Annotated in this window: 25 protein-coding genes; 15 read left to right on the top strand and 10 right to left on the bottom strand. The window is 64.5% G+C overall.

The window, feature by feature from the left end:
• Window positions 1-125: 125 nt before the first annotated feature.
• The gene (locus NED97_RS17240; protein WP_252488252.1) at window positions 126-1079 is read right to left on the bottom strand and encodes an electron transfer flavoprotein subunit alpha/FixB family protein; all 954 of its coding nucleotides are present in this window, start codon (window positions 1077-1079) and stop codon (window positions 126-128) included.
• Window positions 1076-1867, bottom strand: a complete 792-nt coding sequence (locus NED97_RS17235) for an electron transfer flavoprotein subunit beta/FixA family protein (RefSeq protein ID WP_252488251.1) — start codon at window positions 1865-1867, stop codon at window positions 1076-1078. The genes NED97_RS17240 and NED97_RS17235 overlap by 4 nt, the downstream gene beginning before the upstream one ends.
• A 201-nt stretch (window positions 1868-2068) precedes the next feature.
• Here NED97_RS17235 and NED97_RS17230 point away from each other — a divergent pair, with 201 nt between their 5' ends.
• The 4 genes from NED97_RS17230 (at window position 2069) to NED97_RS17215 (ending at window position 5131) form a co-directional block, all read left to right on the top strand.
• Window positions 2069-2590: a TRAM domain-containing protein gene (locus NED97_RS17230; RefSeq protein ID WP_252488250.1), complete on the top strand. Its 522-nt coding sequence runs from the start codon at window positions 2069-2071 to the stop codon at window positions 2588-2590.
• A 181-nt stretch (window positions 2591-2771) separates the two neighbouring features.
• Window positions 2772-3230 (top strand): Tfx family DNA-binding protein, encoded by a 459-nt coding sequence (locus NED97_RS17225; protein WP_252488249.1) that lies wholly within the window; start codon window positions 2772-2774, stop codon window positions 3228-3230.
• Window positions 3231-3392: 162 nt separating this feature from the next.
• The gene (locus NED97_RS17220) at window positions 3393-4178 is read left to right on the top strand and encodes an SDR family oxidoreductase (protein ID WP_252488248.1); all 786 of its coding nucleotides are present in this window, start codon (window positions 3393-3395) and stop codon (window positions 4176-4178) included.
• A gap of 413 nt (window positions 4179-4591) precedes the next feature.
• Complete coding sequence (locus NED97_RS17215; RefSeq protein ID WP_252488247.1) at window positions 4592-5131, top strand: GNAT family N-acetyltransferase; 540 nt, start codon at window positions 4592-4594, stop codon at window positions 5129-5131.
• Window positions 5132-5440: 309 nt separating this feature from the next.
• Here NED97_RS17215 and ubaA read toward each other — a convergent pair whose 3' ends face one another.
• Window positions 5441-6298 (bottom strand): SAMP-activating enzyme E1, encoded by an 858-nt coding sequence (ubaA, locus tag NED97_RS17210; RefSeq protein WP_252488246.1) that lies wholly within the window; start codon window positions 6296-6298, stop codon window positions 5441-5443.
• A 161-nt stretch (window positions 6299-6459) separates the two neighbouring features.
• On the opposite strand from ubaA, the gene NED97_RS17205 reads away from it, so the two are divergent.
• The 4 genes from NED97_RS17205 to NED97_RS17190 all read left to right on the top strand — a co-directional run bounded on the left by NED97_RS17205 (window position 6460) and on the right by NED97_RS17190 (window position 10303).
• Window positions 6460-6645 (top strand): HVO_0416 family zinc finger protein, encoded by a 186-nt coding sequence (locus NED97_RS17205; protein WP_252488245.1) that lies wholly within the window; start codon window positions 6460-6462, stop codon window positions 6643-6645.
• Window positions 6646-6785: 140 nt separating this feature from the next.
• A complete protein-coding gene (locus tag NED97_RS17200) occupies window positions 6786-8651 on the top strand; it encodes a UvrD-helicase domain-containing protein (protein WP_252488244.1) in 1866 nt (621 codons plus the stop codon).
• Window positions 8648-9700 carry a M24 family metallopeptidase gene (locus NED97_RS17195; protein ID WP_252488243.1) on the top strand — a complete coding sequence of 351 codons (1053 nt, stop codon included), beginning with the start codon at window positions 8648-8650 and terminating at the stop codon, window positions 9698-9700. The genes NED97_RS17200 and NED97_RS17195 overlap by 4 nt, the downstream gene beginning before the upstream one ends.
• Before the next feature lie 147 nt (window positions 9701-9847).
• Window positions 9848-10303 (top strand): response regulator, encoded by a 456-nt coding sequence (locus NED97_RS17190; protein WP_252488242.1) that lies wholly within the window; start codon window positions 9848-9850, stop codon window positions 10301-10303.
• A gap of 209 nt (window positions 10304-10512) precedes the next feature.
• Here the strand turns inward: NED97_RS17190 and NED97_RS17185 are convergent, their stop codons facing one another.
• Together NED97_RS17185 and NED97_RS17180 are read right to left on the bottom strand one after the other, a co-directional pair.
• Window positions 10513-11796 carry a Cdc6/Cdc18 family protein gene (locus NED97_RS17185; protein WP_252488241.1) on the bottom strand — a complete coding sequence of 428 codons (1284 nt, stop codon included), beginning with the start codon at window positions 11794-11796 and terminating at the stop codon, window positions 10513-10515.
• A gap of 453 nt (window positions 11797-12249) precedes the next feature.
• Complete coding sequence (locus NED97_RS17180; protein WP_252488240.1) at window positions 12250-12501, bottom strand: DUF7533 family protein; 252 nt, start codon at window positions 12499-12501, stop codon at window positions 12250-12252.
• Window positions 12502-12622: 121 nt separating this feature from the next.
• On the opposite strand from NED97_RS17180, the gene NED97_RS17175 reads away from it, so the two are divergent.
• On the top strand, window positions 12623-13354 hold the full coding sequence (locus NED97_RS17175) for a riboflavin synthase (RefSeq protein ID WP_252488239.1): 732 nt from the start codon (window positions 12623-12625) through the stop codon (window positions 13352-13354).
• A 7-nt stretch (window positions 13355-13361) separates the two neighbouring features.
• On the opposite strand, the gene NED97_RS17170 is transcribed toward NED97_RS17175, so the two are convergent.
• Window positions 13362-14375: a PrsW family intramembrane metalloprotease gene (locus NED97_RS17170; RefSeq protein WP_252488238.1), complete on the bottom strand. Its 1014-nt coding sequence runs from the start codon at window positions 14373-14375 to the stop codon at window positions 13362-13364.
• A 123-nt stretch (window positions 14376-14498) separates the two neighbouring features.
• Between NED97_RS17170 and NED97_RS17165 the strand changes: the two genes are divergently transcribed.
• From NED97_RS17165 to NED97_RS17155, 3 genes are read left to right on the top strand one after another with little or no spacing between them, the layout of a single operon-like run.
• Complete coding sequence (locus NED97_RS17165; RefSeq protein WP_252488237.1) at window positions 14499-14672, top strand: hypothetical protein; 174 nt, start codon at window positions 14499-14501, stop codon at window positions 14670-14672.
• A gap of 59 nt (window positions 14673-14731) precedes the next feature.
• Window positions 14732-15109: a DUF7532 family protein gene (locus NED97_RS17160; protein ID WP_252488236.1), complete on the top strand. Its 378-nt coding sequence runs from the start codon at window positions 14732-14734 to the stop codon at window positions 15107-15109.
• Window positions 15110-15161: 52 nt separating this feature from the next.
• Window positions 15162-16592 (top strand): DUF402 domain-containing protein, encoded by a 1431-nt coding sequence (locus tag NED97_RS17155; RefSeq protein WP_252488235.1) that lies wholly within the window; start codon window positions 15162-15164, stop codon window positions 16590-16592.
• Between the two features lie 363 nt (window positions 16593-16955).
• Here the strand turns inward: NED97_RS17155 and NED97_RS17150 are convergent, their stop codons facing one another.
• Entirely contained in the window at window positions 16956-18011 is a 1056-nt protein-coding gene (locus NED97_RS17150) for an aldo/keto reductase (RefSeq protein ID WP_252488234.1), read from the bottom strand.
• A gap of 300 nt (window positions 18012-18311) precedes the next feature.
• On the opposite strand from NED97_RS17150, the gene NED97_RS17145 reads away from it, so the two are divergent.
• Together NED97_RS17145 and NED97_RS17140 are read left to right on the top strand one after the other, a co-directional pair.
• Entirely contained in the window at window positions 18312-19211 is a 900-nt protein-coding gene (locus tag NED97_RS17145; RefSeq protein ID WP_252488233.1) for an acyltransferase, read from the top strand.
• 74 nt (window positions 19212-19285) lie between these two features.
• A complete protein-coding gene (locus tag NED97_RS17140) occupies window positions 19286-19609 on the top strand; it encodes a DUF7577 domain-containing protein (RefSeq protein WP_252488232.1) in 324 nt (107 codons plus the stop codon).
• A gap of 140 nt (window positions 19610-19749) precedes the next feature.
• On the opposite strand, the gene NED97_RS17135 is transcribed toward NED97_RS17140, so the two are convergent.
• The gene (locus NED97_RS17135; protein ID WP_252488231.1) at window positions 19750-20487 is read right to left on the bottom strand and encodes a hypothetical protein; all 738 of its coding nucleotides are present in this window, start codon (window positions 20485-20487) and stop codon (window positions 19750-19752) included.
• Between the two features lie 230 nt (window positions 20488-20717).
• Between NED97_RS17135 and NED97_RS17130 the strand changes: the two genes are divergently transcribed.
• Complete coding sequence (locus NED97_RS17130; protein WP_252488230.1) at window positions 20718-20963, top strand: PRC-barrel domain containing protein; 246 nt, start codon at window positions 20718-20720, stop codon at window positions 20961-20963.
• Between the two features lie 16 nt (window positions 20964-20979).
• On the opposite strand, the gene NED97_RS17125 is transcribed toward NED97_RS17130, so the two are convergent.
• Complete coding sequence (locus NED97_RS17125; RefSeq protein WP_252488229.1) at window positions 20980-21861, bottom strand: universal stress protein; 882 nt, start codon at window positions 21859-21861, stop codon at window positions 20980-20982.
• A gap of 54 nt (window positions 21862-21915) precedes the next feature.
• Complete coding sequence (locus NED97_RS17120; protein ID WP_252488228.1) at window positions 21916-22704, bottom strand: helix-turn-helix transcriptional regulator; 789 nt, start codon at window positions 22702-22704, stop codon at window positions 21916-21918.
• Between the last annotated feature and the right edge of the window lie 36 nt (window positions 22705-22740).

The following is a 22740-nucleotide window of genomic DNA, read 5'->3' as shown; positions in this document are numbered from 1 at the left end:
GCGGTTCTCGCCCTTATTGGCGAGCTACACGACAAATGCGCGGTGTGGATGGAGAAATCTCTGGTAGATAACCGACGAGGTACCACTCGGAGTGACCCCCGGATGGCGACTGTACGCGGTGTGACTTACTGGAACTCTTCCGTGAGCGCCGGAACGACGTCGAACAGGTCGTCGTGGATCGCGTAGTCGGCGATGTCCATGATCGGCGCGTTGGGGTCCGTGTTGATCGCGACGATCGTGTCCGACCCCTTCATCCCGGCGACGTGCTGGACGGCGCCCGAGATGCCGATCGCGACGTAAACGTCCGGAGTGACGACCTTCCCGGACTGGCCGACCTGCCGGTTCTTCGGCAGCCAGCCGTTGTCGACGATCGGTCGCGAGGACGAGACCGTCGCGTCGAGCGCGTCCGCGAGGTCGCGGATGATCTCGAGGTTCTCCTCCTCTTCGATGCCCCGGCCCACGGAGACGAGCACTTCCGCCTCGCTGATGTCGACGTCGCCGCCGCCGACCTCCTCGAATCCCGTCACCGTGGAACCGACGGCGTCCTCGTCGATCTCCGCGTCGAAGGCTTCGATCGAGGCGTCGCCGGTTCCCTCCGCGCCCGACCACTCGGCGCCGCGGATCGTCGCGACGGCCGTTCCTTCGAGCTCGGTCGTTACCTCGACTTTGCCGCCGTACATCTCTCGATTCGCGACCAGGGTGTCGCCGTCCGCTTCGAGGCCGACCGTGTCGGTGACGATCGGGAGCTCGAGCGCGTTCGCGACCGCGGGGGCGTAGTCGAGGCCGTTGACGCTGTTGGGTGCGAGGACGTACTGCGGCGCGAGTTCGTCGTAGAGCTGCGTGAGGACCTGCGTGTAGACGTCGTGATTGAACTCCTCGCCGTAGTCGACGGTGTGGACGGCGTCGACACCCTCCCGGTTGAGTTTGTCGCCGAACTCGTCGACGGTGCCGCTGATGACCGCGACGTGGAGTTCGCCGCCGGTGTCGTCCGCCAGCTGGCGGCCAGCGGTAATGACCTCGTAGCTGACGTCGCGCAGTTCGCCGCGGCGGTGGTCCGCGACTGCGAGGACGTCCGTCATGGTGCCACCCCCTTCTCGCGGAGCAGTTCTCCGAGTTCGGCGGCGGTCTCCTCCGCGCTTCCCTCCCAGACCGTCGCGTCGGTTTCGCTTTCGGGCTCGTACATCTCGGTCACCGTGACCTCGGCCTCGACGGCGCTCTCGTCGACGCCGAGATCGGCCAGTGACTGGACGTCGAGTTCCTTGCGCTGGGCCTGACGAATACCGCGCAGGCTGGCGTAGCGGGGTTCGTTGATCCCCGTCTGGATCGTGAGCGCGGCGGGAATCTCGACTTCGGTGAGTTCCTCGACCCCGCCCTCGAGTTCACGGCGGACGGAGGCGCGGCCGTCCTCGAAGTCGTGTTCGAGGTGGTTGACGACGGCGGCCCACTCGAAACCGAGGTCTTCGGCGAGCGAGACGCCGGTCGCACCCCAGGTGTCGTCGCCGGACTGAACGCCGGTCAGCACGAGGTCGGGATCCTCGGCCTCGACGACCGCCCGGAGGATCTCCGTCTTCGCGCCGACGTCGAGCAGGTCGACGCCCTCGAGAGAGTCGTCCCAGACGCGGATGGCGCGGTCGGCGCCTTTCGCGAGCGCCTGCCGGATCGTCTGCTCGCAATCTTCGGGTCCGATCGTCACCGTGACGACTTCGTCGGCGATCCCGGCTTCCTGAATCTGGACGGCTTCTTCGATCGCGTAATCGTCCCATTCGTTGAGATCGGCGCCGAGATACTGCTCGGCGATGCTGGTACCCTCGATCTCGAACTCGTCTTCGACGGTCGAGACCTCTTTGACCGTAACGAGGATCTTCATCATCTATTGCTCACACGCCCCTCCCGTAAACGTTTTCGAAACACCGTGTCACGCAGTCCCAGTTGATTCGACATCTCCGCGAGGAAATCCGGCTTCGGGCCGCGTTCGTGTCGGATCGTGTCGTCAGCGCGTCGGATGTACGGGGCTAACCGGCGCTTTCAAGACGGAAACGGTTTAACGACGCCACCGGTACTACGTCTTATGGCAGACTGTCCACTCGCTGACGACTGTCCGAGCTTCTCCGAACGCATCTCGGGAATGGGTTGTCAGCACTACGGTGACCGGGGTGGTAAGGAGTGGTGCAACCACTACAATCAGCCGATCGACGACCTCAAAACCCAGCCTGTCAAGTCCGGTGAGGAGGTCATCGTCGACGTCGTCGACATGCACGAGAGCGGTGCCGGCGTCGGCCGGACCGACGACGGCTTCATCGTGATGGTCGACGGTATCCTCCCGGAGGCACGCGCTCGCGTCGAGATCACGCGCGTCCACAGCAATCACGCACGCGCGGAGAAACTCGAGTTGCTTCCGATGGACCCGGAGGACGCCGACGAGGAAGAAGACGAACTCGAAGACGAAACGGACGACGCTGACGGGGACGAAGCCGACAGCGAATCCGAAGCGGAGGACGAGGATGCGGATGAGGCTGAGGACGAACGCGATAGCAGTCGCCCCTACTCCCGCGAACGTCTCGGCAGTCGCGAGAACTTCTGGGGTTCCTGATCGACCGCCCTCGAACGGACAGGAGTGGACAGCTCCGATCTGGAACGCAGCGTCGCTTTTCTTCTCTGCAACGACGTCTCGAGCCGGGATCGTCGGCCGCGACCGTGGAAGCTTTGATCCTACCGACGGCTAGCAACTGATATGTTGACGCGAGCCCCGGGTTCCGGTGGAGGCGATTCCCGTGATCGATGACGTCGAGAAACTGCTCGAGGAGATCGGCTTCGAGCCCGAAACCAGCGTGTTGACCCACCGGCAGGCACAGGTGCTCGCGCTGCGCGAACGCGACGTCTCCCAGGCCGACATCGCCGACGCGCTCGGGACCTCCCGCGCGAACGTCTCGTCGATCGAGGCGAGCGCCCGGGAAAACGTCGCGAAGGCGCGCGAGACGGTCGCGTTCGCGGAAGCGCTGCGAGCCCCGGTTCGCGTTCGCGTCCCGGAGGGGACGGACCTCTACGACGTTCCACAGCTCGTCTACGACGCCTGTGACGAAGCCGGCGTCAAGGTCGACCACAGTGCCCCGGACCTGATGAAGGTCGTCAGCGACGCCGCTGGCAACGCCATCTCCGGACGACAGGTCGCGGCGTCGCTGACCGTGAGCGTCACCTCGGAGGGAGTCGTCCAGGTTCGTCACCAGGAGTAGCGCCCCAACAACCTCGAGCTGTCATCGGCCGCGGGCGCTTGCCAGAGCACGGTGGGCGTTACTGTCGGACAGAAGTCGGTGAGACGGTGTCCGACCAGTTGCGACCGCTCTTCGAACAGTTCTCTCCGACAGTATTTGTATCCGGCAGCCGTCTGTCGCCGTATGGACCTCGATCTCGACGGCAACGTCGCACTGGTGACCGCCTCTTCGAGCGGGCTAGGCTTCGCGAGCGCCCGGGCGCTCGCCGAGGAGGGCGCAAACGTAACGATCTGCGGCCGCGACGAAGAGCGGCTCGCGGCGGCACGCGAGGAGATCGCCGAGACGGCGGCGGGCGAGGTGCTCGCCGTCGAGACCGACATCACGGATCCCGACGACGTCTCTCGGCTCGTGAGCGAGACGGTCGACGAGTTCGGCGGACTCGATCACCTCGTCACCTCCGCCGGCGGGCCGCCGAGTACGACCTTCCTCGAGACCAGCGAGCAGGACTGGTACCAGGCGTACGATCTGCTGGTGATGAGCGTCGTCTGGACGATCGAGGAGGCCCATCCGCACTTACTCGATTCGGACCACGGGACGATCACCTGTATCACCTCCCGGACGGTCAGGGAGGTCGCCGACGGCCTCCTGCTGTCGAACGCCGTCCGGCGCGGCGTCATCGGACTGGTCAAGACGGTCTCCCGAGAGTTCGCCCCCGAGATCCGGGCCAACGCGGTGCTGCCGGGGACGATCGAGACGCCGCGTATCGAGGAACTCGTCGAGGCCCGAATCGACCGCGGCAACTACGGCGACTACGAGGAGGGGCTGGCCGACCTCGCGACCGAGATCCCGATGAATAGAATCGGCGACCCGCGGGAACTCGGCGAGGTCGTTACTTTCCTCTCGAGTCCGCGTGCGAGCTTCGTCAACGGCGTCGAGGTGCCGATCGACGGCGGCCTGCTGCGGAGTTAGATCACAGGGAGCCGACGATCCGCACTGATAGGATCGGTCGTAAGTCATTTCCGGTCATTCGACACCCGCTCCGGCGAATGACCGGTAAACAGTTACAACCGACCCTATGAGGTGGCGCGCTGTCGATCGGCGACACTGTGCGAGGTCTTCGTGAGTGAAACGAACGAAGGCCTAAAAGACGCAAAGCGTCTTCCGGTGGATGAGTGAGGGAGCGGAGCGACCGAACGAATCGGTCGGGGAGGGTGTGGAAATCCCTGTCGTCACCGTAAGTGCATTCCGTTCGGGACGAGCAGGTATGTGCCAGAGGCTGCGTGCTGAATACAGAAGGTGCATCTCGCAGCGACACGCCCCGTTCTGACCGACGTCAACCACCAATTCACAATCGCTAAGTGAAGCTACAGTCGATGTAGTTCATGTCTGGGCCAGCCTTTCTTATCGGTAATTCAGTGTCGCTCTGTACGGTTGAAGAGGAAGACACGGAGTTCATCCATGAGACCGTCAATTCTCCCGAGATATGGAAGACGATGCAGCCGTCCAGACCATATCCCCTGAACGAAATTCGCTCCGTCTTCTCTTCGGATTCGAAATCATCGTCCGCCGTTCGCTTCCTCGTCGCCACCGAGACGGAGCCTGTTGGCTTAGTCGGATTTTCGGAAGTGAATGAGACCGCAGGCGTTGCGGAACTAAGTTGTTGGATACATCCAGACTACTCCCGCGAAGGCTACGGAACCGAGGCGGTCGAGCTACTCGTCGAGTATGGGTTTGACCACTGTCGGCTTCACAAGTTCGTGGCAGAGGTGATCGAGTTCAACGAGCCAGCCCAACATCTCGTGGAGAAGATTGGCTTCGTCAAGGAGGGGAGGCGACGAGAGCAAGATTTCGTCAAAGGAGAGTACCACGACTGTATCTTGTATGGATTACTCTCCTCCGAGTGGCAACAACAGCGTCGGTAAAATTCGGCCCGTCGGTTCGATTCCGGTGTACGCCGTCGTGTTCAATTTGGTCTCTTCGGATCAGCTGCTGTCCAATCGAGCCGGTTGATCCTCGTCGTCACCGCTTCGTGCGAGATATGCGCCTTCTATTCAGCACGGCTCTACCCGTACCGTGGATAGCTGACAGAAGTCCGCTCGTACGACTCGCACTCTCCGCATAACGCCCATCACGGGCGCGCCACGACCCTCCGAAACGGAACGTCGAAACACCGCTGATCGCGTCCGATCGTTTAGCGATCGAAGCTGTCCGATGCCAACCGACCGAGCCGTTCAGTCCGCCGAAATTCCGCAGTTCCCCTCGTAGGCGACGTCCTCGACCGACTCGATCTCGGGATCGTCCCCGCAGACCGGACACTCGGGGTTCGCGAGCACGTCGACCGTCTCGAAGGTCATGCCCATCGCGTCGTACATCAGGAGGCGTCCCTCGAGCAGGTCGCCCTTCTCGAGCAGGTACTTGACGACCTCGGTGGCCTGGATGCAGCCGACGGCTCCGGGGAGGACGCCCAGCACGCCGGTCGTGGCGCAGTCGGGAACGGTGCCGGGCTCGGGCGCCTCGGGGAAGATGCAGCGGTAACACGGCGGCGAGTCGCCGTCCTCCGACCCGGTCTCGGCCTCGCCGCGCTCGTTCGTGAACGTCGTGACCTGCCCCTCGAAGCGGTAGATCGCGCCGTGGGACAGCGGCGTCCCGGTGAGAACGCAGTGGTCGTTGAGCAGGTACCGGGTTCCGAAGTTGTCGCTGGCGTCGAGAACGACGCCGTAGTCGCTCACCAGTTCGCCGACGTTGTCCGCGGTGATGCGAGTCTCGTGGGGCTCGACCTCGACGTCGGGGTTCAGCGCACGGACGTAGTCGGCCGCGCTGTCGACCTTCGGGCGGCCGACGTCGTCGTCGCCGTGGACGATCTGGCGCTGCAGGTTCGAGCGCTCGACGACGTCGTCGTCGACGATCCCCAGCCGTCCGATGCCCGCGGCCGCGAGGTACTGGATCGCCGGCGAGCCCAGTCCGCCCGCGCCGACGACGAGGACGCTTCCGTCGAGCAGGCGCTGCTGTCCGTCCGGCCCGATCTCGTCCATGATTACGTGTCTCGAGTAGCGATCCAGTTGAGTCGCGTCGAGGCGCAGCTCGCTCATGGTCGACCGTTGGGGCGAGAGCGAGAAAAGTTCGCGGGTCGATCGACTCGCGTACCGGATTACCCGCTGGAACCCGATACAGGCTGCCGGTCTCCGCAAAGATCCGGCAGATCTCTGTGTGAATCGGGTGTTTTAATAGCGTGGTGTGCATTGACATAGCTATGGCAACCTCACCCAATGGTGCCGGTGACGATGTCTTCGACGAATTCCTCGCAGACCGCGGTCACACGGTAGAACGAATCGGGTGGGAAGAGGAGTATAACAAGAAGCAGTGTCCGGACTGCGGCGGACTTCACGAGCAGTCCGCCAGCTCCTGTACCGTCTGTGGATGGGAACCGTCGCCGTAACCGTCCGAACTGCCACGGACGTCCGGAACGAGTCGGACTCGAGAGAGTCCCGATCGGTTCACGTTGGTCACCGATCCGGAACGCGATTTTTTGACCGTAACCCACGTCACTTATGGGTATTGCGCTCTTGAACAGCTACAATGGCTACTACGGAGACGAAGGTCACCCGGCTGTTCGGTGGTCCGGGGAGCGGGAAGACGACCGCCCTCCTCGATCACGTCGAAGAGATCCTCGAGCAAGAGGGGGTCACGTTCCGGGACATTCTCGTCGTCTCGTACACACGGGCGGCTGCACAGGAAGTTCGCGAACGACTGGCCGAGCGACTCGACGAGAGTCCGCGTGCGCTGCAGGGCAACGTCTGTACGATGCACGCCAAGGCCTACGAGTTGCTCGATCTCTCTCGAAGCGACGTTATCGGCGAGTCCGACAAGGAAGAGTTCTGCGACGAGTACGGCATCGAGTACGAAGACGAGTACAGCGGTGCCGGTCGGCGGACCGCTCGCTCGACGACGATCGGGAACAAGGTCATCGCCACGAGCCAGTGGCTCCAGCGAACCCGACGCGAGGTCACGGACTGGTACGACGTTCCCTTCCAGTGGGACCAGGAGGAGGTACGACTCCCACCCGAAATCGATCCGAACGCACAGGAGGGCAACAAGTACACGCCGACCTGGCCCTCCGACGACGACCGGATCGACGTTCCCGAGGCGATCCGCGCCTGGCGCAGCTACAAGGGCGAGCAGGGAAAGATCGGCTTCGCCGACATGCTCGAGCGCGTCAAACAGCGCTCCCTGCTGCCGAGCGTCGACTACCTGGTGATCGACGAGTTCCAGGACATCACCACGCTACAGTACGACGTCTACGAGGAGTGGAAACCGCACATGGAGCAGGTCCTGATCGCCGGCGACGACGACCAGGTCGTCTACTCCTGGCAGGGCGCCGACCCCGCGCTCCTGCTCGAGGAGGAGGTCGACGAGGACGTCATCCTCCCCAACTCCTACCGACTCCCCTCGAACGTTCTCAACGCGGTCAACCGTGAGATCCGCCACATCGACCAGCGCCAGGACAAGGACTTGAAGCCCCGCAAAGAGGGCGGCTCGGTCGACGCCCGTGCGAACGCGTCGATGCTCGACGTCGTTCGGATGGTCCGGCGCGCGCTCGTCGAGGGCGACGGAACGATCATGGTGCTGTTCCGCGCGCGCTACCAGATGTTCCAGTTCATCGACGAGTTCATCACCGAGGGCGTGCCGTTCCGGTCGCTGACCGACCAGCGGATGTGGACCGACCGGCTCACCCAGTACGTCCGCGCCGTCGAGGCGATCGACCGCGGCGACGACGTCGACGGGCTCCAGGCCCGTCGACTCGCGGACATGCTCCAGGAGTCGGCGTTCGGCACCAACGAGCGCGACGACCTCTTCGATACCATCGACGAGCGACAGGAGGAGACCGGTATCGAGGACCTCGAGGAGCTCATGATCCCCGGCGACGTCATCGAGGACCACGCCCCCTTCATGCCCGATCCCGCCTCGGCGGCCGACATGGTCCGGAAGGTCACCAACTTCCAGAAGAAGAGCATCCGTTCGTACTTCGGCATCGGCGAGTACCAGGGGATGGCCACCGATCGGGTCCGCGTCGGCACTATCCACTCCGCGAAGGGTCGCGAGGCCGACCACGTCTTCATCGGGACCGACCTCACCGAGAAGGTCGTCGAACAGATGGTCGCGACCGTCGACGACCCCGAGGACGTCCCCGGCTGTGAGGAGTTCACCAAGACGACCTCGCCCGTTCCCGTGCTCACGGACAACGAACGCCGCGTCTTCTACGTCGGCATGTCCCGGGCCCGCGAACAGCTCTTCGTCCTCGAGAACCTCGTCGACGGCGCGCCGACGCTGCCGATCGACGTCCTGCTCAACAACCGCCTGACCGATATGACCCTCGAGGAACTGCTCGAGCAGGCCCAGGCTCCCGAACCCGAAGCCGACGAGATCGAAGCCGAAGCGCCGTGACTGGCGGCGGTACGCATCACCTCGAGGACGCGCTGGCTGGCGTCCTCGAGCGTCGCAGTGCGACGGCGTTCGTCCACGCCGGCGCGGTTCGCGACCCGACGATCCACTACTGCCGGCCGGCGCTCGACTCGGATTATCTCGCGATCGCGTTCGACGGCCGCGAGTGGCACGTCTGCTCGGCGGACGCGGTCTCGACGCATCCGGCCGACGCGCTGGCCGAGCGGCTGACCGACGGCGGCCTCGCGGGGACGCTGCTGACGCCGGCGCGAATTCCCCACGACGCCGCACTCTACCTCGAGAAAGCCGAGTTTTCCCTCGCTTCGTCGGACGTCGTCGCCCGGACTCGAGCGACGAAGACGGATTCCGAGCGCGAGCGGATCGAGACCGCGCAGGCGGCTGCGAGTGCGGGAGTTCGGCGGGCGGCGTCGATGCTCACGAATGCGACGGTCGTCGACGGGCGGCTGACGGTCGACGGCGAGAGGCTGACGGACTCTCGCCTGCGGACGGCGGTCGACGAAGCCGTCGTCTCGGCCGGCGCGCTTCCGGCCGGCAACACTGCCGTTTCGACCGCCACAGCGGACGCGATCCGACCCGACGACTCGATCGTCCTCGAGGTCGCACCTCGAGAACCGGGAGGGTACCACGGCGGACTCGTTCGCACCTTCGTCGTCGACGGCGACGGGGGGCGGGAGCGACGCGCCCACATCGGCGTTACCCGCGCGCTTCGCTCCGCGGCGGCCCTGCTTACGGCCGACCCGCAGTCGGTCACCGCCGTCGAAGCCGACCTCGAGGCCGAAGTCAGGGCGTTCGGGTTCGACGACGACGACGGCATCGAGACGCGCGTCGCCGGCGTCGGTCTCGAACCTCACGAACGACCGTCTCGAGGGAGCCACGAGGTTACTTCCGGGACCGTAGTGCGTCTCGACGCCGGCGTTCGACTCGACGACGGCCGCGTTCACGTGGCGGATCTCCTCGAAATCGGTCCCGACGGGGTCAATTGGCCGGAGGCGCCGTCCCGGTCGCTCGATCCGTCGAACACGCTCGAGTGAGAAACTCGTTCGGCGACCTCTTTCGGTCAGACCGTACGTTCTTCCGGGAACGTATTCGAACTCCGTGTATATCGCAGGGTCGCAGATACAGCCATATCCAACGTGTATAGTAACCGTTCTTATTGCAACGTCCGGGTAAGCATACGTATGAGAACTACGACCCCGTCCAAACCAATCGACGTTCTTCTCGTCGAGGATAACCCCGGGGACGTCCGACTCGTTGAGGAGGCGTTCGAGGTGGTGTCCGACGAAATTCGGCTCCATTCCGTCGCCGACGGCACCGAGGCGCTGGAGTTTTTATCAGATAAAAAAGATGCCGACGCTACTCCCTTCCCAGATCTGCTGTTGCTCGATCTGAACGTCCCCCGAACGAACGGATTCGAGGTGCTCGAGGAGATTCGGGACGATCCGGCGCTGACAATGCTTCCGGTGATCGTACTCACGAGTTCGGACGACGAGACGGATATCAGCGAGAGCTACGACCTGTGCGCGAACGCCTATCTCACCAAGCCCGACAGCCAGGACGAGTTCGTCTCGCTCGCTCGGTCAGTCGAGGAGTTCTGGGTCAAGGCCGCGAAGTTACCGCCCGTTCCGGCGGTGTAGTCGCTCGAGTCACGATAGTTGGTTCGACGTCCAGTTTCGATCTGCAATAGTGAACTGTGGACGCGGCTCACACGACCTTCGAACGTCAGTTTCGTGTGGTCCGCTACTGGTTGACACCCCTCGTTTTCAGTGAAAGCGTTCTCTCGAGGCACCCCTCGTTTTCAGTGAAGCGGGACCAATCCACCCCTCGTTTTCAATGAAAAGCAGCGTCAGACCGACGAGTCGGAGAGCGCGTCCAGTACGGTGCGTTGTTCGCTGGCGGACTCGAGGCAGGCGCTCATCACGACGTCCGGGTCGTGCAGTAATCGATGGGTTCGGTAGCTTCCCTGACCCTTGCCGCCGCCCGTGTGTCGACTCTCGGTGATCTCGGGAAGCGTCCACTTCTTCATCAGATCGAGCACTCGCTGGTGTGTCAGCGATTCGCCGGCAGCAACTTCGGCGACGATAGAGTACGTGTCGTAGAGTTCGCCGGTTGAGAACGAATCCTTGAGCATCGATTTCGTCAGGTATGCCAGCGCGTACAGCGCGTACCGCGAGTGGGGAGTGCCGTTCTTGATGACCTGGATGGAGCGGTTGAGGTCGCTGTACTCGTCGGCGTCTCGAACGTGATCCTCGGACACTCGATCGCTGCCGTCCTTCTCTGCGAGTTTGCCCGCGGATCGAAGGATGTCGAGCGCTCGGCGCGCGTCGCCGTGGTCGCGGGCGGCGAGTGCGGACGCCAGTTCGATCACGCCCTCCTCGAGGACGCCGTCCTTGTACGCGTCTTTCCGGCGCTCGAGAATCGCCTGTAACTGGTTCGCGTCGTACGGCGGGAAGATGATCGGATCATCCTGGAAACTCGAGGCGACCCGCTCGTCCGGCGCGTCAGTGTAGTCCGTCTTGTTGCTGATCGCGACGACCGAGATGTAACAGCCGGTCTTCCCCGCCTCTTCGGACCGTGAGAGCTTCGAGAGGATCTCCGCAGTGTCGTCACCGAGTTTGTCGATTTCATCAAGAATGACGGTCAGGGAATCCGATTCGTGCAGAAGACCGTCGCCGTCCCAGAGCGCGTCGTAGTACCGACTCGCACCGACGCCGTCTTTCGGAATGTAGCGATCGGGATCGATCGCATCGCGGACTTCGAAGGCTAGCTTTCGTGCCGCTCGCGTCTCCGTGTTGTACTGATCGCAGTCGACGTACGCGGCCGTCAGATCGGTTCCGTGCATCTGTGCGATTCCTCGAGCGCGGCCCGTGACGTGTTTGGCGACGAGCGATTTTCCTGTGCCGGTCTTCCCGAACAGGAAACCGCTCTCCGGCGGGTCACCGAAGGCCGCCGGCTTGAGGAGCGCCTCGACGGTCTCTATCTCGCGGTCGCGGCCGACGATCCGGTCCTTCTGAGGAACGTGCTGCGGGCGAAGAAGCTCGCGCCGACGGAAGATCGACGTTGTCCCGTCCGCCATCGGATCGTCCTGCAGATCCTCGAGAGAGGGTGTCGGAATCGGATCATTACCCATCGACAACGAGTTTCCAGAGAGTACCAATAAAACCACCGAACCTGATTTTCAGTGAAAGAGGAGATATTCGGGGATAGAGTGGCCAATTTCGAGTTTGTGTGCTGAAAGGACTCGGCACACCCACCCCTCGTTTTCAGTGAAAGGCGTCGAAAGTGCGACCTCCGTTTCGACTCCGGATCGAATCCTCCTGAACGCGTTATTATATTATTTATGGTATAGGTAATATAGTAGTGTGGAAGAGAGGATGCGAGTGCTGTACTGGACGCTCTCAACGGATAGTTTTCTCGGAGAGATCCTTTATATAGGTACCTCTCGTTTGGCGATTTCGGCACCGCACGCTCGAGCCCTTTCACTGAAAACGAGGGGTGTGCCCGTTCTCGAATCCGCTACAGAACGGTTCGTTGCTCGGACGATAGCAGCGTCACAGTTCGTCGATCGCGGTCTCGAGCGCAGTTACTGCTCCTCGGAGTCGCCGTCTCCGTCTTTCGTCACCGTCCCGGCGACCCGTTTCGCGAGCACGGTAGGGATGTCCGACGGGAGAGTGAGCCGCCGCTGGATGACGACGAGCCCGATCGCCAGCAGGATGAGGGTTCCGCCGATCACTGTCTCGCCGCGAACCAGCAGGAACTCGACTCCGGCGAGCGCGGCGGGGAGCGCGAGCACGAGGATGCCCGCTAGCTTTATCGTATCGATGATCCCGGCCATCGCAGTCGGATACGGTGAGCGCCGCCAAAAGCGCGGCGACTGACGCCACCGCACACCATCACAGAACTGGAACGCTTCAGGCTTCCGGAACGGTTTTATTCGTCGGCTCGCACCTCAACGTATGTTCACGGGAATCGTCGAGGAGACGGGTGTGATCGAGTCTCGAGCGCGGACCGAGGACGGACTTCGCCTCCGGATCGGCGCCGACGAGGTCGCGACGGGACTCGAGCACGGCCAGAGTATCAGCGTCAGCGGCGTCTGTCTCACGGTCGAGCGCTACGAGGAAGGGGAGTGGTTCGAGGTCTTCCTCGCGACGGAGACGGTCGACCGGAGCTACCTCGGCGAACTCGAGGGGGGCGAGACGGTCAACTTGGAGCGGGCGATGCCCGCCGACGGCCGGTTCGACGGCCACGTCGTGCAGGGACACGTCGACGCGGTGGCGACCGTTTCGAACATCGAATCGGTCGAAGAGGACTGGTTCTTCGAGTTCGAACTCCCTCCCGGCTACGAACGCTACGTCGTCGAGAAAGGATCGATCACACTCGACGGGATCAGCCTCACCGTCGCCGACCTCGAGGGCGTTGCGTCGAAGACGCAACGGAACGGAGGTAGCGCGGAGCGCAGCTCCGCGAGCAGTCGAACGGGCGAAGCCCGTGAGACGACGTCGACGCCGTCTCCCAGCCCGCGAGAAGACGGTGAAACCGCCGAAGGTGGCCGAGTCACCGTCGCGATCATCCCGACGACGTACAATCTGACGAGTCTCTCGGAAAAGGAGCCCGGGGATCCGGTCCACCTCGAGGTCGACGTCCTCGCGAAGTACGTCGAACGGCTGCTCGAGGAGCGCTTCGAGTAGGGTCGAGTTAACGCGAGCGTTGCGGCGGATCGAACTCGGTCAGTTCCGACGTCGGTGACTCGCCGGTGTCGTCTCGAACGTCTCGGTACGTTCGTCGGTAGCGGGCGATCTTCCGGTAGAGGTAGTAGCCGACGACGAGGTCGAAGACGATTACGTAACCCACGAACGCGACGCCGGGTCCGACGGGATACATCGACGCGACGATGCCGGGAACGATTCCGACGGTGACGTTGTACGTGCCGTGGACGAACGCGGCGATCAGCAGCCCCTTGACGACGAGCGGGCCGGCGTGCTGTCGGTTGAACTTCGCCAGACCCAGGTAGTAGCCCGCGATCGCCGAATAGATGACGTGGCCGGGACCGACGAGCGCTCGCTGAGTCGCGATGTCCGTCGCGGCAGTGAGCGTTCCGACCTGCGCTTCCGCGACTACGCCGGTGATGTAGATGGTGTTCTCGATCGCGGCGAAGCCGAGTCCGGCGATGGCGCCGTAGACGGCCCCGTCGATGACGGCGTCGAAGGTGTCGCTCCGGTAGGCGAAGACGCGAACCGCGAGGAGTTTCACCGTCTCCTCGACGGGGCCGACGATCAGGTAGAAGTAGAGGATCGTCCCGATCGCACCGAGCAGCTGAAACCGCGGTCTCGCGACCGAGTTGACGACGGCCGCGAACGTCGCGAAGAGGATCGCGAGCACGAACGTCGCCACCAGCAACCGTAGCGGCTCGTTCGTCGTGACGTCGGAGTACCAGATGAACCCCGCGAGCAGGGCCGCCGGCACGACCGACAGGCCGAAGAAGACGCCGAACCACGGATCCTCGAGTACCAGCAACCCGGGCTGGACGAGCAGCGTGAGCGTGATCGCCAGCGCGACGACGACGACGATCGCCCGCAGCCCGTAGGTAATCCCGTTGTACGTCGCGACCGAGAGGCGATCGACCGCCGTGCGCGGCTCCCACGTCGAAACGTCGTAGAGATCGGTCGACTCGTCGTTCGCCCGCTCGACCGGGTCGCGCCTTCGCTTCATGGCGGTCTCTACGGGATCCCGTCCGGTAATAGTTCGGTACCGCCTCATCCTAGTATGATATCGAGTATCATGACCCGTATTAGGAGTGTGCTTATGCCCACTGACTCGTGAGAACAGGTCACTATGTACAGCGCAAGCCGCGGCATCCACTACACAGCCCCGCCGAGTCCGTCGGACGAGACGGAGGAGCGGACGAACGAGGCGGAATCGGAGTCCACGAGCGCACCCGACCGATCCGTCGAGGAGCGGTCGGCGGCGGCATCGGCGACCGAGGCACGTCTCGCCGCCGACGACTGACGAGGAGTCGGCGAACGGGACTCGGAATCCACAAAGGGGTTCCGTGCGAACGCGTGCGTATGCACTTCGACCAGCGTACGCAGCAGGCGCTTCGCGAAGTCGGCCTCGAGACCGACGGCCTTCGCGCCGCCTCGGAGGCGGTCGTCGAGGCCGTCGAGGAAGACGCGGCGACGCTCGAGCAGTTTTTCGACGACCACGAGACGGTCTACTCGGACATGGAGATGGCCCACTCGAGCGCCGAGTATCCCGAACACGCCGTCGACTACCTCGACGTGACGACCCACGCCGACGAGATGCGCGGCTGGCTCCGGTTCGACACCTGGGGCGTTTACGTCGAGGACGGGCGCGTTCTTCCGGACGGATCGGTCGAACTGACGCTCGGCCCGACGATCAACGACCGGGTGCGGTTCGCTCCCGACCGCGAGACCCTCCGGTGATCGCCGTGTTCGGATCCAGATTCAGCAGTCACAGCCAGGCGGAGGTGCGGCGATGACGACCGCTCGAGTGCGCGGTATCTACACGACGGCGGTGACGCAGTTGCTGAACGACGACGGCCTCGAGATCGTTCAGGCCTCGGCCCCGATCCGCGAGCGGTTCGACGCGTCGTTCGCGACCGCGCCGGCGGACGTTTCGATAGAGACGACCCGCGACCGGCAGGGAGTCGAGGTTTCGGGCGATCCCGAGGCGGTCGACGACGTCGCCTCGGAACTCGAGTCGCTCGCCATCGACGCCTTCCGCTGGGAGGCCGCCGTCTCGCGCGGCGCGGTGTTCGACGCCGAAGTGCTCGATGCCGACGGCGGCGGTGGCGCCGTCGTCGACCTCGGCGAGGATCGCCGCGGCTACCTCGACTCCGACGACGTCGACGACTACGTCGACAGCGGCAATCGCTACCGCGTCCAGGTTCGCGAGCCGACGCCGCCGTGGGACGACGACGATCCGCGCGTCGCGCCGACGCTCGAGGCCGCGGGCGGGCTCTGTACGCTCTCGCGGGATCGCAACGGCGTCTCGGCGGACGTTCGCGACGAGCGGGGGGACGAACTCGTCGGCATGACCGATCTCCTCTCGGTCGAGATTCCCGACGGCTGGGGGCTGCGCTGGCACCGGTCGGCGGCCGACGCGGGCCTCGAGGCGATGAGAACCGCACTCGAGGACGCCGTCGACCGGGTCCGCGAACTCGAGGACGCGCTCGGCGACGCGCCCGACGAACCGGACCAGCCGGGGCGACTGGCGGCGCCCGAACGAACCGTCTGGCTCTGGTTCGGCCGCGAGTCGCGGTCCGCGCTGGACGACCGCCGCCGGGAGGTCGAGTGGACGATGCCGGGCCACCACCGGACCAAGGCCGCCGACCGGGCCGCGAGCGCCGCGGTCGACTTCGCGGAGGCGGTCTGCGGATCGGCCGGCAACGGCTTCGGCGGGGAGTTCCCGTTCGATGCCGTTTCCCGGCAGTTCGGCCCGCTCGAGGGCGACCGCCTCGAGATCGGCCACGGCAAACCAGACGGCCGCCTCGTCTCGCTCGGCTACGGCGACGTGATCGAGTGGGATCCCGAGGGAACGATCACGCTCGAGCGCTCGATGCGCGGCGGCGGTACCTACGACGCACTCGGCGTCCCGAAGGAATCGGGCGACGTTGCGGTCACGAAGTTCCGCGAGGGTCGCTGGTGGTACCCGACGACGTACAAGGACGCCGACGGGTCGGCGAAGGGGACGTACGTCAACGTCTGTACGCCGCTCGAGCTGTTCCCCGACGAAATCCGGTACGTCGACCTCTACGTCGACGTGATCCGGACGCCCGACGGGACGGTCGAAATCGTCGATCGGGAGGAACTCGAGGCGGCTGTGGCCGACGGACTCGTCTCGCCGCCGCTGGCCGAGAAGGCCACGGTGGTCGCCGAGGCCGTCGAACGCGCGCTCTCGAAGTGACGAGCGCAGCGCGGAGTCGACGGTTGTCCTCGCGGACACGTTTCTGCGAGTGAGCAGTTCCTCGTGACGACGCCGCCCGTAGCACGCAGCGAAACGTCCCTCCTTGCCGCTGGTGGCAGTATCGCTTTATATCTCGGTCGGAAACAGGTACTCGCTTCCGTTCCGGAAGCGGTCGCATGAGGGGAGGTGGCATCCAAAGACAACACCCCTCACGACACCTTTCGGTGCATCCGTGGCTAATCAGGCCCGGTATATATGACTGGGTGATCGGTACTCCGTCGTACTGCTGCTGTGTCTTCCGCCATGAGCGGATGTTCGAGACACGAGTAGAACGAGAATCGTTCGATGTCGCGCTCGCCGCCCTCAGTCGGCCGCGAGTTTGTCCAGCCCGGCGGACTCGATGTCCTCGCCGTCGACCGACGAGCGCAGCGAGTCCATCCCGTCGTCGCGATCGATGTCGAAGTCGTTCGCGTACAGTTCGGCGACGCGGTCGAACTCCCCTTCGGAGAGTTTTGGCACGTCGCTCGCGGCGGCCCACTCGTCGATATCGTCCGCGGTGCGGAACGTCGGCGTCACGGTCGCGACCGAGTCGTGGGAGAGCAGCCACGCGAGCGTGGCCTGGCCCATCGTTCGCTCGTCCCCCCGTTCGAGGAACCGCAGCTCCTCGAGTTTCTCCCAGCCGGTCTCGTACCACTCGTCGGGGCGGAAGCCGCGGTGGTCGCCCTCGCCGAGTTCGGTCTCGGGCGTGACCTGTTCGTTCAGCACGCCCGAGGAGTGGGGAACGCGGGGGATCAGGCTCGTCCGCGAGCCGGTCTCCTCGATCGTCTCGAGGAAGTGGTTGCCGACCTCCTGTTCGAGCACGTTCCAGACGAGCTGGACGGCGTCGAACTCCTCCTCGATCGCCAGGTCGCCCTCCGCGAGCCAGCCGATCGACGGGCCGAGCGCGAGTCCCGTCGCCCCGATGGTCCCTTCCTCCTCGAGTTCGTCGAGCAGTTCGAGCACGTCGGGCGTGATCTCGTCGACGTTGGCGTTGTGCAGCTGCAGGACGTCGATCGAGTCCATCCCGAGGCGTTCGAGGCTCCGCTCGACGGCGTCCCGGAGGTACTCCGGATCCGTCTCCTTGGGCAGTTCGCCGTGGCCGGCCTGCGGGTTGTTGTAGAAGTCGTAGCCGACCTTGGTCGCGACGGTGACCTCGTCGCGGACCTCGGCGAGCGCCTGCCCGATCAACTCCTCGCTCCGGCCGTGGCCGTAGACGTCACCCGTATCGAAGTACGTGATGTCCTGATCGACGGCGTACTGGACCATCTCGATGGCGTCGTCTTCCGAGCGGTCGCCCCACCAGTCGGTGCCGACGACCCACGCGCCGAAGCCGATCTCGCTGACCTCGAGCCCGGAGTCGCCCAGTTCCCGGTAGTGCATGTCTGCGAGTTGGAAGCGGAGACACTTAGCGGGTACGGAAGTTCCCGGTTCGTCGGATCGACCACAGCGATTCTGCCGGACCGCGGCGCCGACGGGAGTTCGGTTCCGTGCGCTGCGCTTACGAGAAGATAATCGAATACCGTTCGTTTACGGCGCAGAAGTACCGCTCGAACGGTTCGTCGACGACCGCTAACGACCGATTGCCTCACCGCCAGAGACTGGTTACATTCACGTTACCTGGCGTGGCAAGTCGAAAGGGACAACCGAATGCCTATCAACTCCGGACCAGTATATCGGCGTATGACAAAGCGGTACGTCTCGCTCCCCGACGAGGCGGAGGCGGGTATGCGCGAGTTCATCGACGAGGTCGATCAACGGCTGTCGGGCGCCGAAGATACCTGCACGGTCGTCGAGGACGTGCTGATCGATCTTTCGGGCGACCGCGAGGCCTACGAGCAGTGGCAGAACGGCGAGTCGGTTTCGCCGGCCGAGCGCGTTCGGCTCCAGAGTTACGATCCGTGTAACACGACCCTCGAGAGCGAGTACTACGCCGAGAAGGACGAGGAGAAGTTCCGCCGTTCGAAACATCTCCAGTGGCTCTGGCGACAGTTCGACAGCCTCCCGCTCGCGGACAACGTCGAGTTCGCCCTGCGATTCCGGCGGATGCTCGCGAATCACCTCTTCGAGGAGTGCGGCGACGGCTGCCGGTTCTTCAAGGGAATCTCGTTCACCTACGGCCACAACATCACGATCGGCGACAACGCCGTCGTTCACGACGACGTCCACCTCGACGACCGGGGCAAACTGACGATCGGCGACCGCGTCTCGGTCTCCGACGGGGTCCACGTCTACAGCCACGATCACGACGTCGTCGACCAGACCGAGGTTCGAAACTACCACACGATCGTCGAGGACGACGTCCGACTCACCTACGATTCGATGGTTCGTGCCGGGAACAAGGTCGGGGAGAACGCCATCGTCGGCGCGCGCGGCGTCGTTCAACACGACATTCCCGCCCATCACATTGCCGTCGGAATGCCCGCCAAGAGCGCCAAGATCAAGCCCGGCTGGGAGGAGACCGCGACGCCGATCGAGGAAGCGGGCGTCAACCGCCAGGAGGAACGTCACCTCGAGTACGACCTGCCCGACGATTTCGAGGTCTTCGACGAGTTCCAGCGCGACCTCCAGCCGCCCCAGTAATTCTGTCGGAGTCGACTGTCAGGACGCGATGAGGCAGGGAATACCCAAGTGGGTTGAGAACGTATATCATACCGATGGAGCTCTGGGGCTGGCTCATCGGATACGTGATGCTATTTGCCCTTCTGCACCTGTTACTGTACTACGTCTACGTTCGACGTGAGGACGGGGAGAGCGTTCAGTCTCCGTCGTTTACCGATCCCGGGCGTACCCAGTCGCCCTCTTCTCCCGGCCCCGACCGCTACCGACACGCCCCCGACGGCGTCAGCGATCCCGAAGAACTCGAGGAGGGGATCGAGTTCGACGGCGAGACCATCCGGTGTCCTCACTGCGGCGCCCGCAACGAGGCCGACCAGACGTTTACCTACTGCTGGAACTGCATTTCGGCGCTTCGACGGTAACCGCTCCGTCTCGAGGGGTGGGAACGAGACTGCAATCGACGAATAGCTGTGCGAACGTGACGACAGCGCCGTTCTACTCGCCGGACTCGACGCGTAAGCACTGATTACGCGTTCGTCGACGGCGACTCCGAGACGGTCGGTTACGCCGACAGCGCCGTCGCGAGCGGTTCGAGGTGATCGACGCCGACGACTGCGACGACGTCGCCGCGCGAGCGGATCTCCTCGAGTTGATCGACCATGCACTCCTCGCGCGTCTCGTCCCGGTAGACGAGCGCGTCGTCGGCCGCCTCGACGCTCCCGAGGAGGGCCTGCACGCTGGCAACGTGGGAGCGCTCGTGGGCGGCCTGGCGCTCCGGCGGGGCGTCGTGATCGCAGTCGTACTCGACGGGATCGTCACGAGCGACCGTCATCGACGTCGCGCGAGTCAGCGTCGCGGCGAGGCGACACCGAAGCGCCTCCCGCGTCGCCCCGCCGAGACTGGAGAAGAGCCGACGGACGGTCGACGGCGAGGTGCGGTCGGCGATCAGTCGACTGACGAGACGCCGCAGGAACGTCCAGTTCGGCGCGTCGATCCCGGTGACCGTCGCGTCGGCGGTGGCGCTGATCGCGGCGCTCATCTCGCCGCCGAACCGCGGCGGCGACGCGCCGTCGCGGGCGTACGCTCGGTACAGTGGTATCGCCGCGGGTGGCAACTCGAGGGCGAGGACGTCGGGCTGGACCGCCTCGAGGACGCGCTCGACGCGAGCCACGCTGGCCGGATGATCGTGAACGACGCCGAGGAGGATCAGATCGCTCTGCGCTCCGGCGATCCGCCGGCAGAACTGTTCGGTGATTCGTGGATCGTCGAACGATGCAGCGAAGGTCGGGGACCGCTCCATTGATCGAGTGGTAATACGCGACTACCGGCATAACCCTTCTGTTGTGGCTGCGCAACAGTTGGTTGATACGAGCACGGGGCCGACGGCGGTAGTTCCAAGCCCATATTAGACGATCGAAACGCCGTAACGGCGCGGTGCTTATCAAAACGATTTTGCTGATTTATTGCCCGATGAACCGTCGTCCGCAAACCCGAACGTGGGAGACGACTCCGGCTCGGTCGGACACAATCATGACACGAGAGACGATCACGAAAGCGGACGAAGGAAAACGGGTCCTGAACACCGACGGCACGGAGGTCGGCCGGATCGTGGACGTGAGTGACGGCCGCGGCTACGTCGATCCGAATCCGAGCATCGCGGACACGATCAAGGCCAAACTCGGCTGGGGCGACGTCAGTGCGGACGCGCATCCGCTCGACGAGGGAAGCATCGAGAAGATCACCGACGACGCCGTCTACCTCCGCGGCACCCTCTGATACCGTTCTCTCGCCGCTACCGAGCGAACGACGCCGACCGAACCCGCTCGAGCGCACGTCCGACCCACGAATCCGACCGGCTTTTTGCGATGAGAACTGGACAGGTCGCAACTCTACCGACGGTTTTCGCGACCGAACCGATCACCGGCGGCCGGATCCGCCCCGTTCCGGTCGCGCCCAGGACGACGAAGTCGTGTTCCGTGGCAACCTCGAGAATTCCCGTCGTCGACGAGGGCGCATCCTCGACGCGCAGGTCGACCGGAACGCTCGGCAGGTGCGCGGCGGCCGCTCGAACCTCTCGGCGAGCGGCCTCCTCGTCAGCCATCCGTCCTTCGGGCGTGACGATCGAGAGGACGGTCACGCGCGCCTCGTTCGCGAGGGCGACCGCGCCAACGACGTCGGCTGCGAGTTCGACGTGGGGGCCGCCGACGGTCGGCATCAGAATTCGGTCGACGCCGTTAGCGACCGTCCCCACGCGCTCGACGAAGGTGTCACACGGGGGCCGCCGAAGGATCGGATCGACCGAGGTACCGAGGACCACGTCCGCCGCGGCCGACCGCTCGTGCCAGCCCACGAGTAGCGTATCGGCGTCGACCTCGTCGACGACCGCTCGAATGGCGCCCGGAACGTCGCTGTCGATCCGCAGTTCGGTGGTGATCGCAGCGTTCGAAACCTCCGTCGCCCGTTCGAGGATCTGGGTGCTCTCGTCGGCGTACTCGGCGGCAACGTGCTCGTCGGAGAACAGCAAGAACGGGGACGTAACCGGCTTGTGCTCGACCGCGACCGCGTGAACGCGCCCGTCGTGTCGGTTCGCCAGGTCCGAGGCGGTCCGCAGCAACTGCTCGACGGTCGCGGGGTTTGCGAGCGCGACGACGACCGTGTACCGCTCGCTTGCCATACGCGTCCTTCGTTCGCAACGAGCAAAAGGTTCACCCGAGTCAGCGTCCGCTCGTCACGTCGACGGTGACAGCGGGGTCGACGCGTCCCTGAACTGCCGGTAGGCGCGCTCTCCCCACTCGAACGCTGCCGGCGTCTCGTTTTCGACGATTCCGCGGATCGCGGTCGACTCGTCGAGAACGAACACGAATACGCGCGACTCCGACGGCGTTTCGACGAGCGCGAGTTCGTAGGGGACCGACTCGATCACGTGCAGGTCGAACCCGCCGTCGACAACGACGTCTTCGAGCCACGCCGGGTACTCCTCCCGGATGAACCGGGCGAACTCCGCGGTGACCACGGCTTCACCTTCGAGAGAACCGTTGACGACGCCGTCGTACAGTCGCGCCCGAAGTTCCGGGACTCGTTCGGCGGCGCTGACGCCGCGTACCCGTTCGGCCGAACCGACGAGGTCGACGATCTCCTGGAGCGGCTTGGCGGGCGCGTGAGACGGCGGCTCGATCGTCCGCGCGCCGGCCAGTAACGCGGCCGACATCGGCGCCTCCCGCGGCACGTCCGCGAGCAGTTCGCTGGCGGCGCCGATCGATTCAAGTGTCTCGGCGCTGTGGCGCTGTTCCGCGAGTGCGAGTCTGCCGCCGACGGTCAGGCGATAGGTGCCCTCGTCGCGCCGGAGGAAGTGGAGCCACTCGAGTTCTCGAATCCCGCGATCGATGGTCGACCGAGAGCACTCGAGCGACTCGCAGAGCGCTTGCTTGTCGCGGGGCTCGCTCTCGAGCGCCTCGAGGAGGGGGCGGCGCCGGGTGACGGTCTGGAGGACGTCGAGCGTTGAACTGGGCGGACGCATCGGCGTCCCGACAGTACCCGCCGGACCGGAATAAAC

The sequence above is a fragment of the Natronococcus sp. CG52 genome (assembly GCF_023913515.1).
Taxonomy (GTDB): Archaea; Halobacteriota; Halobacteria; order Halobacteriales; family Natrialbaceae; genus Natronococcus; species Natronococcus zhouii.
The sequence above is the reverse complement of the archived record's forward strand: the minus strand, read 5'-3'. Positions and strand labels throughout refer to the sequence as shown.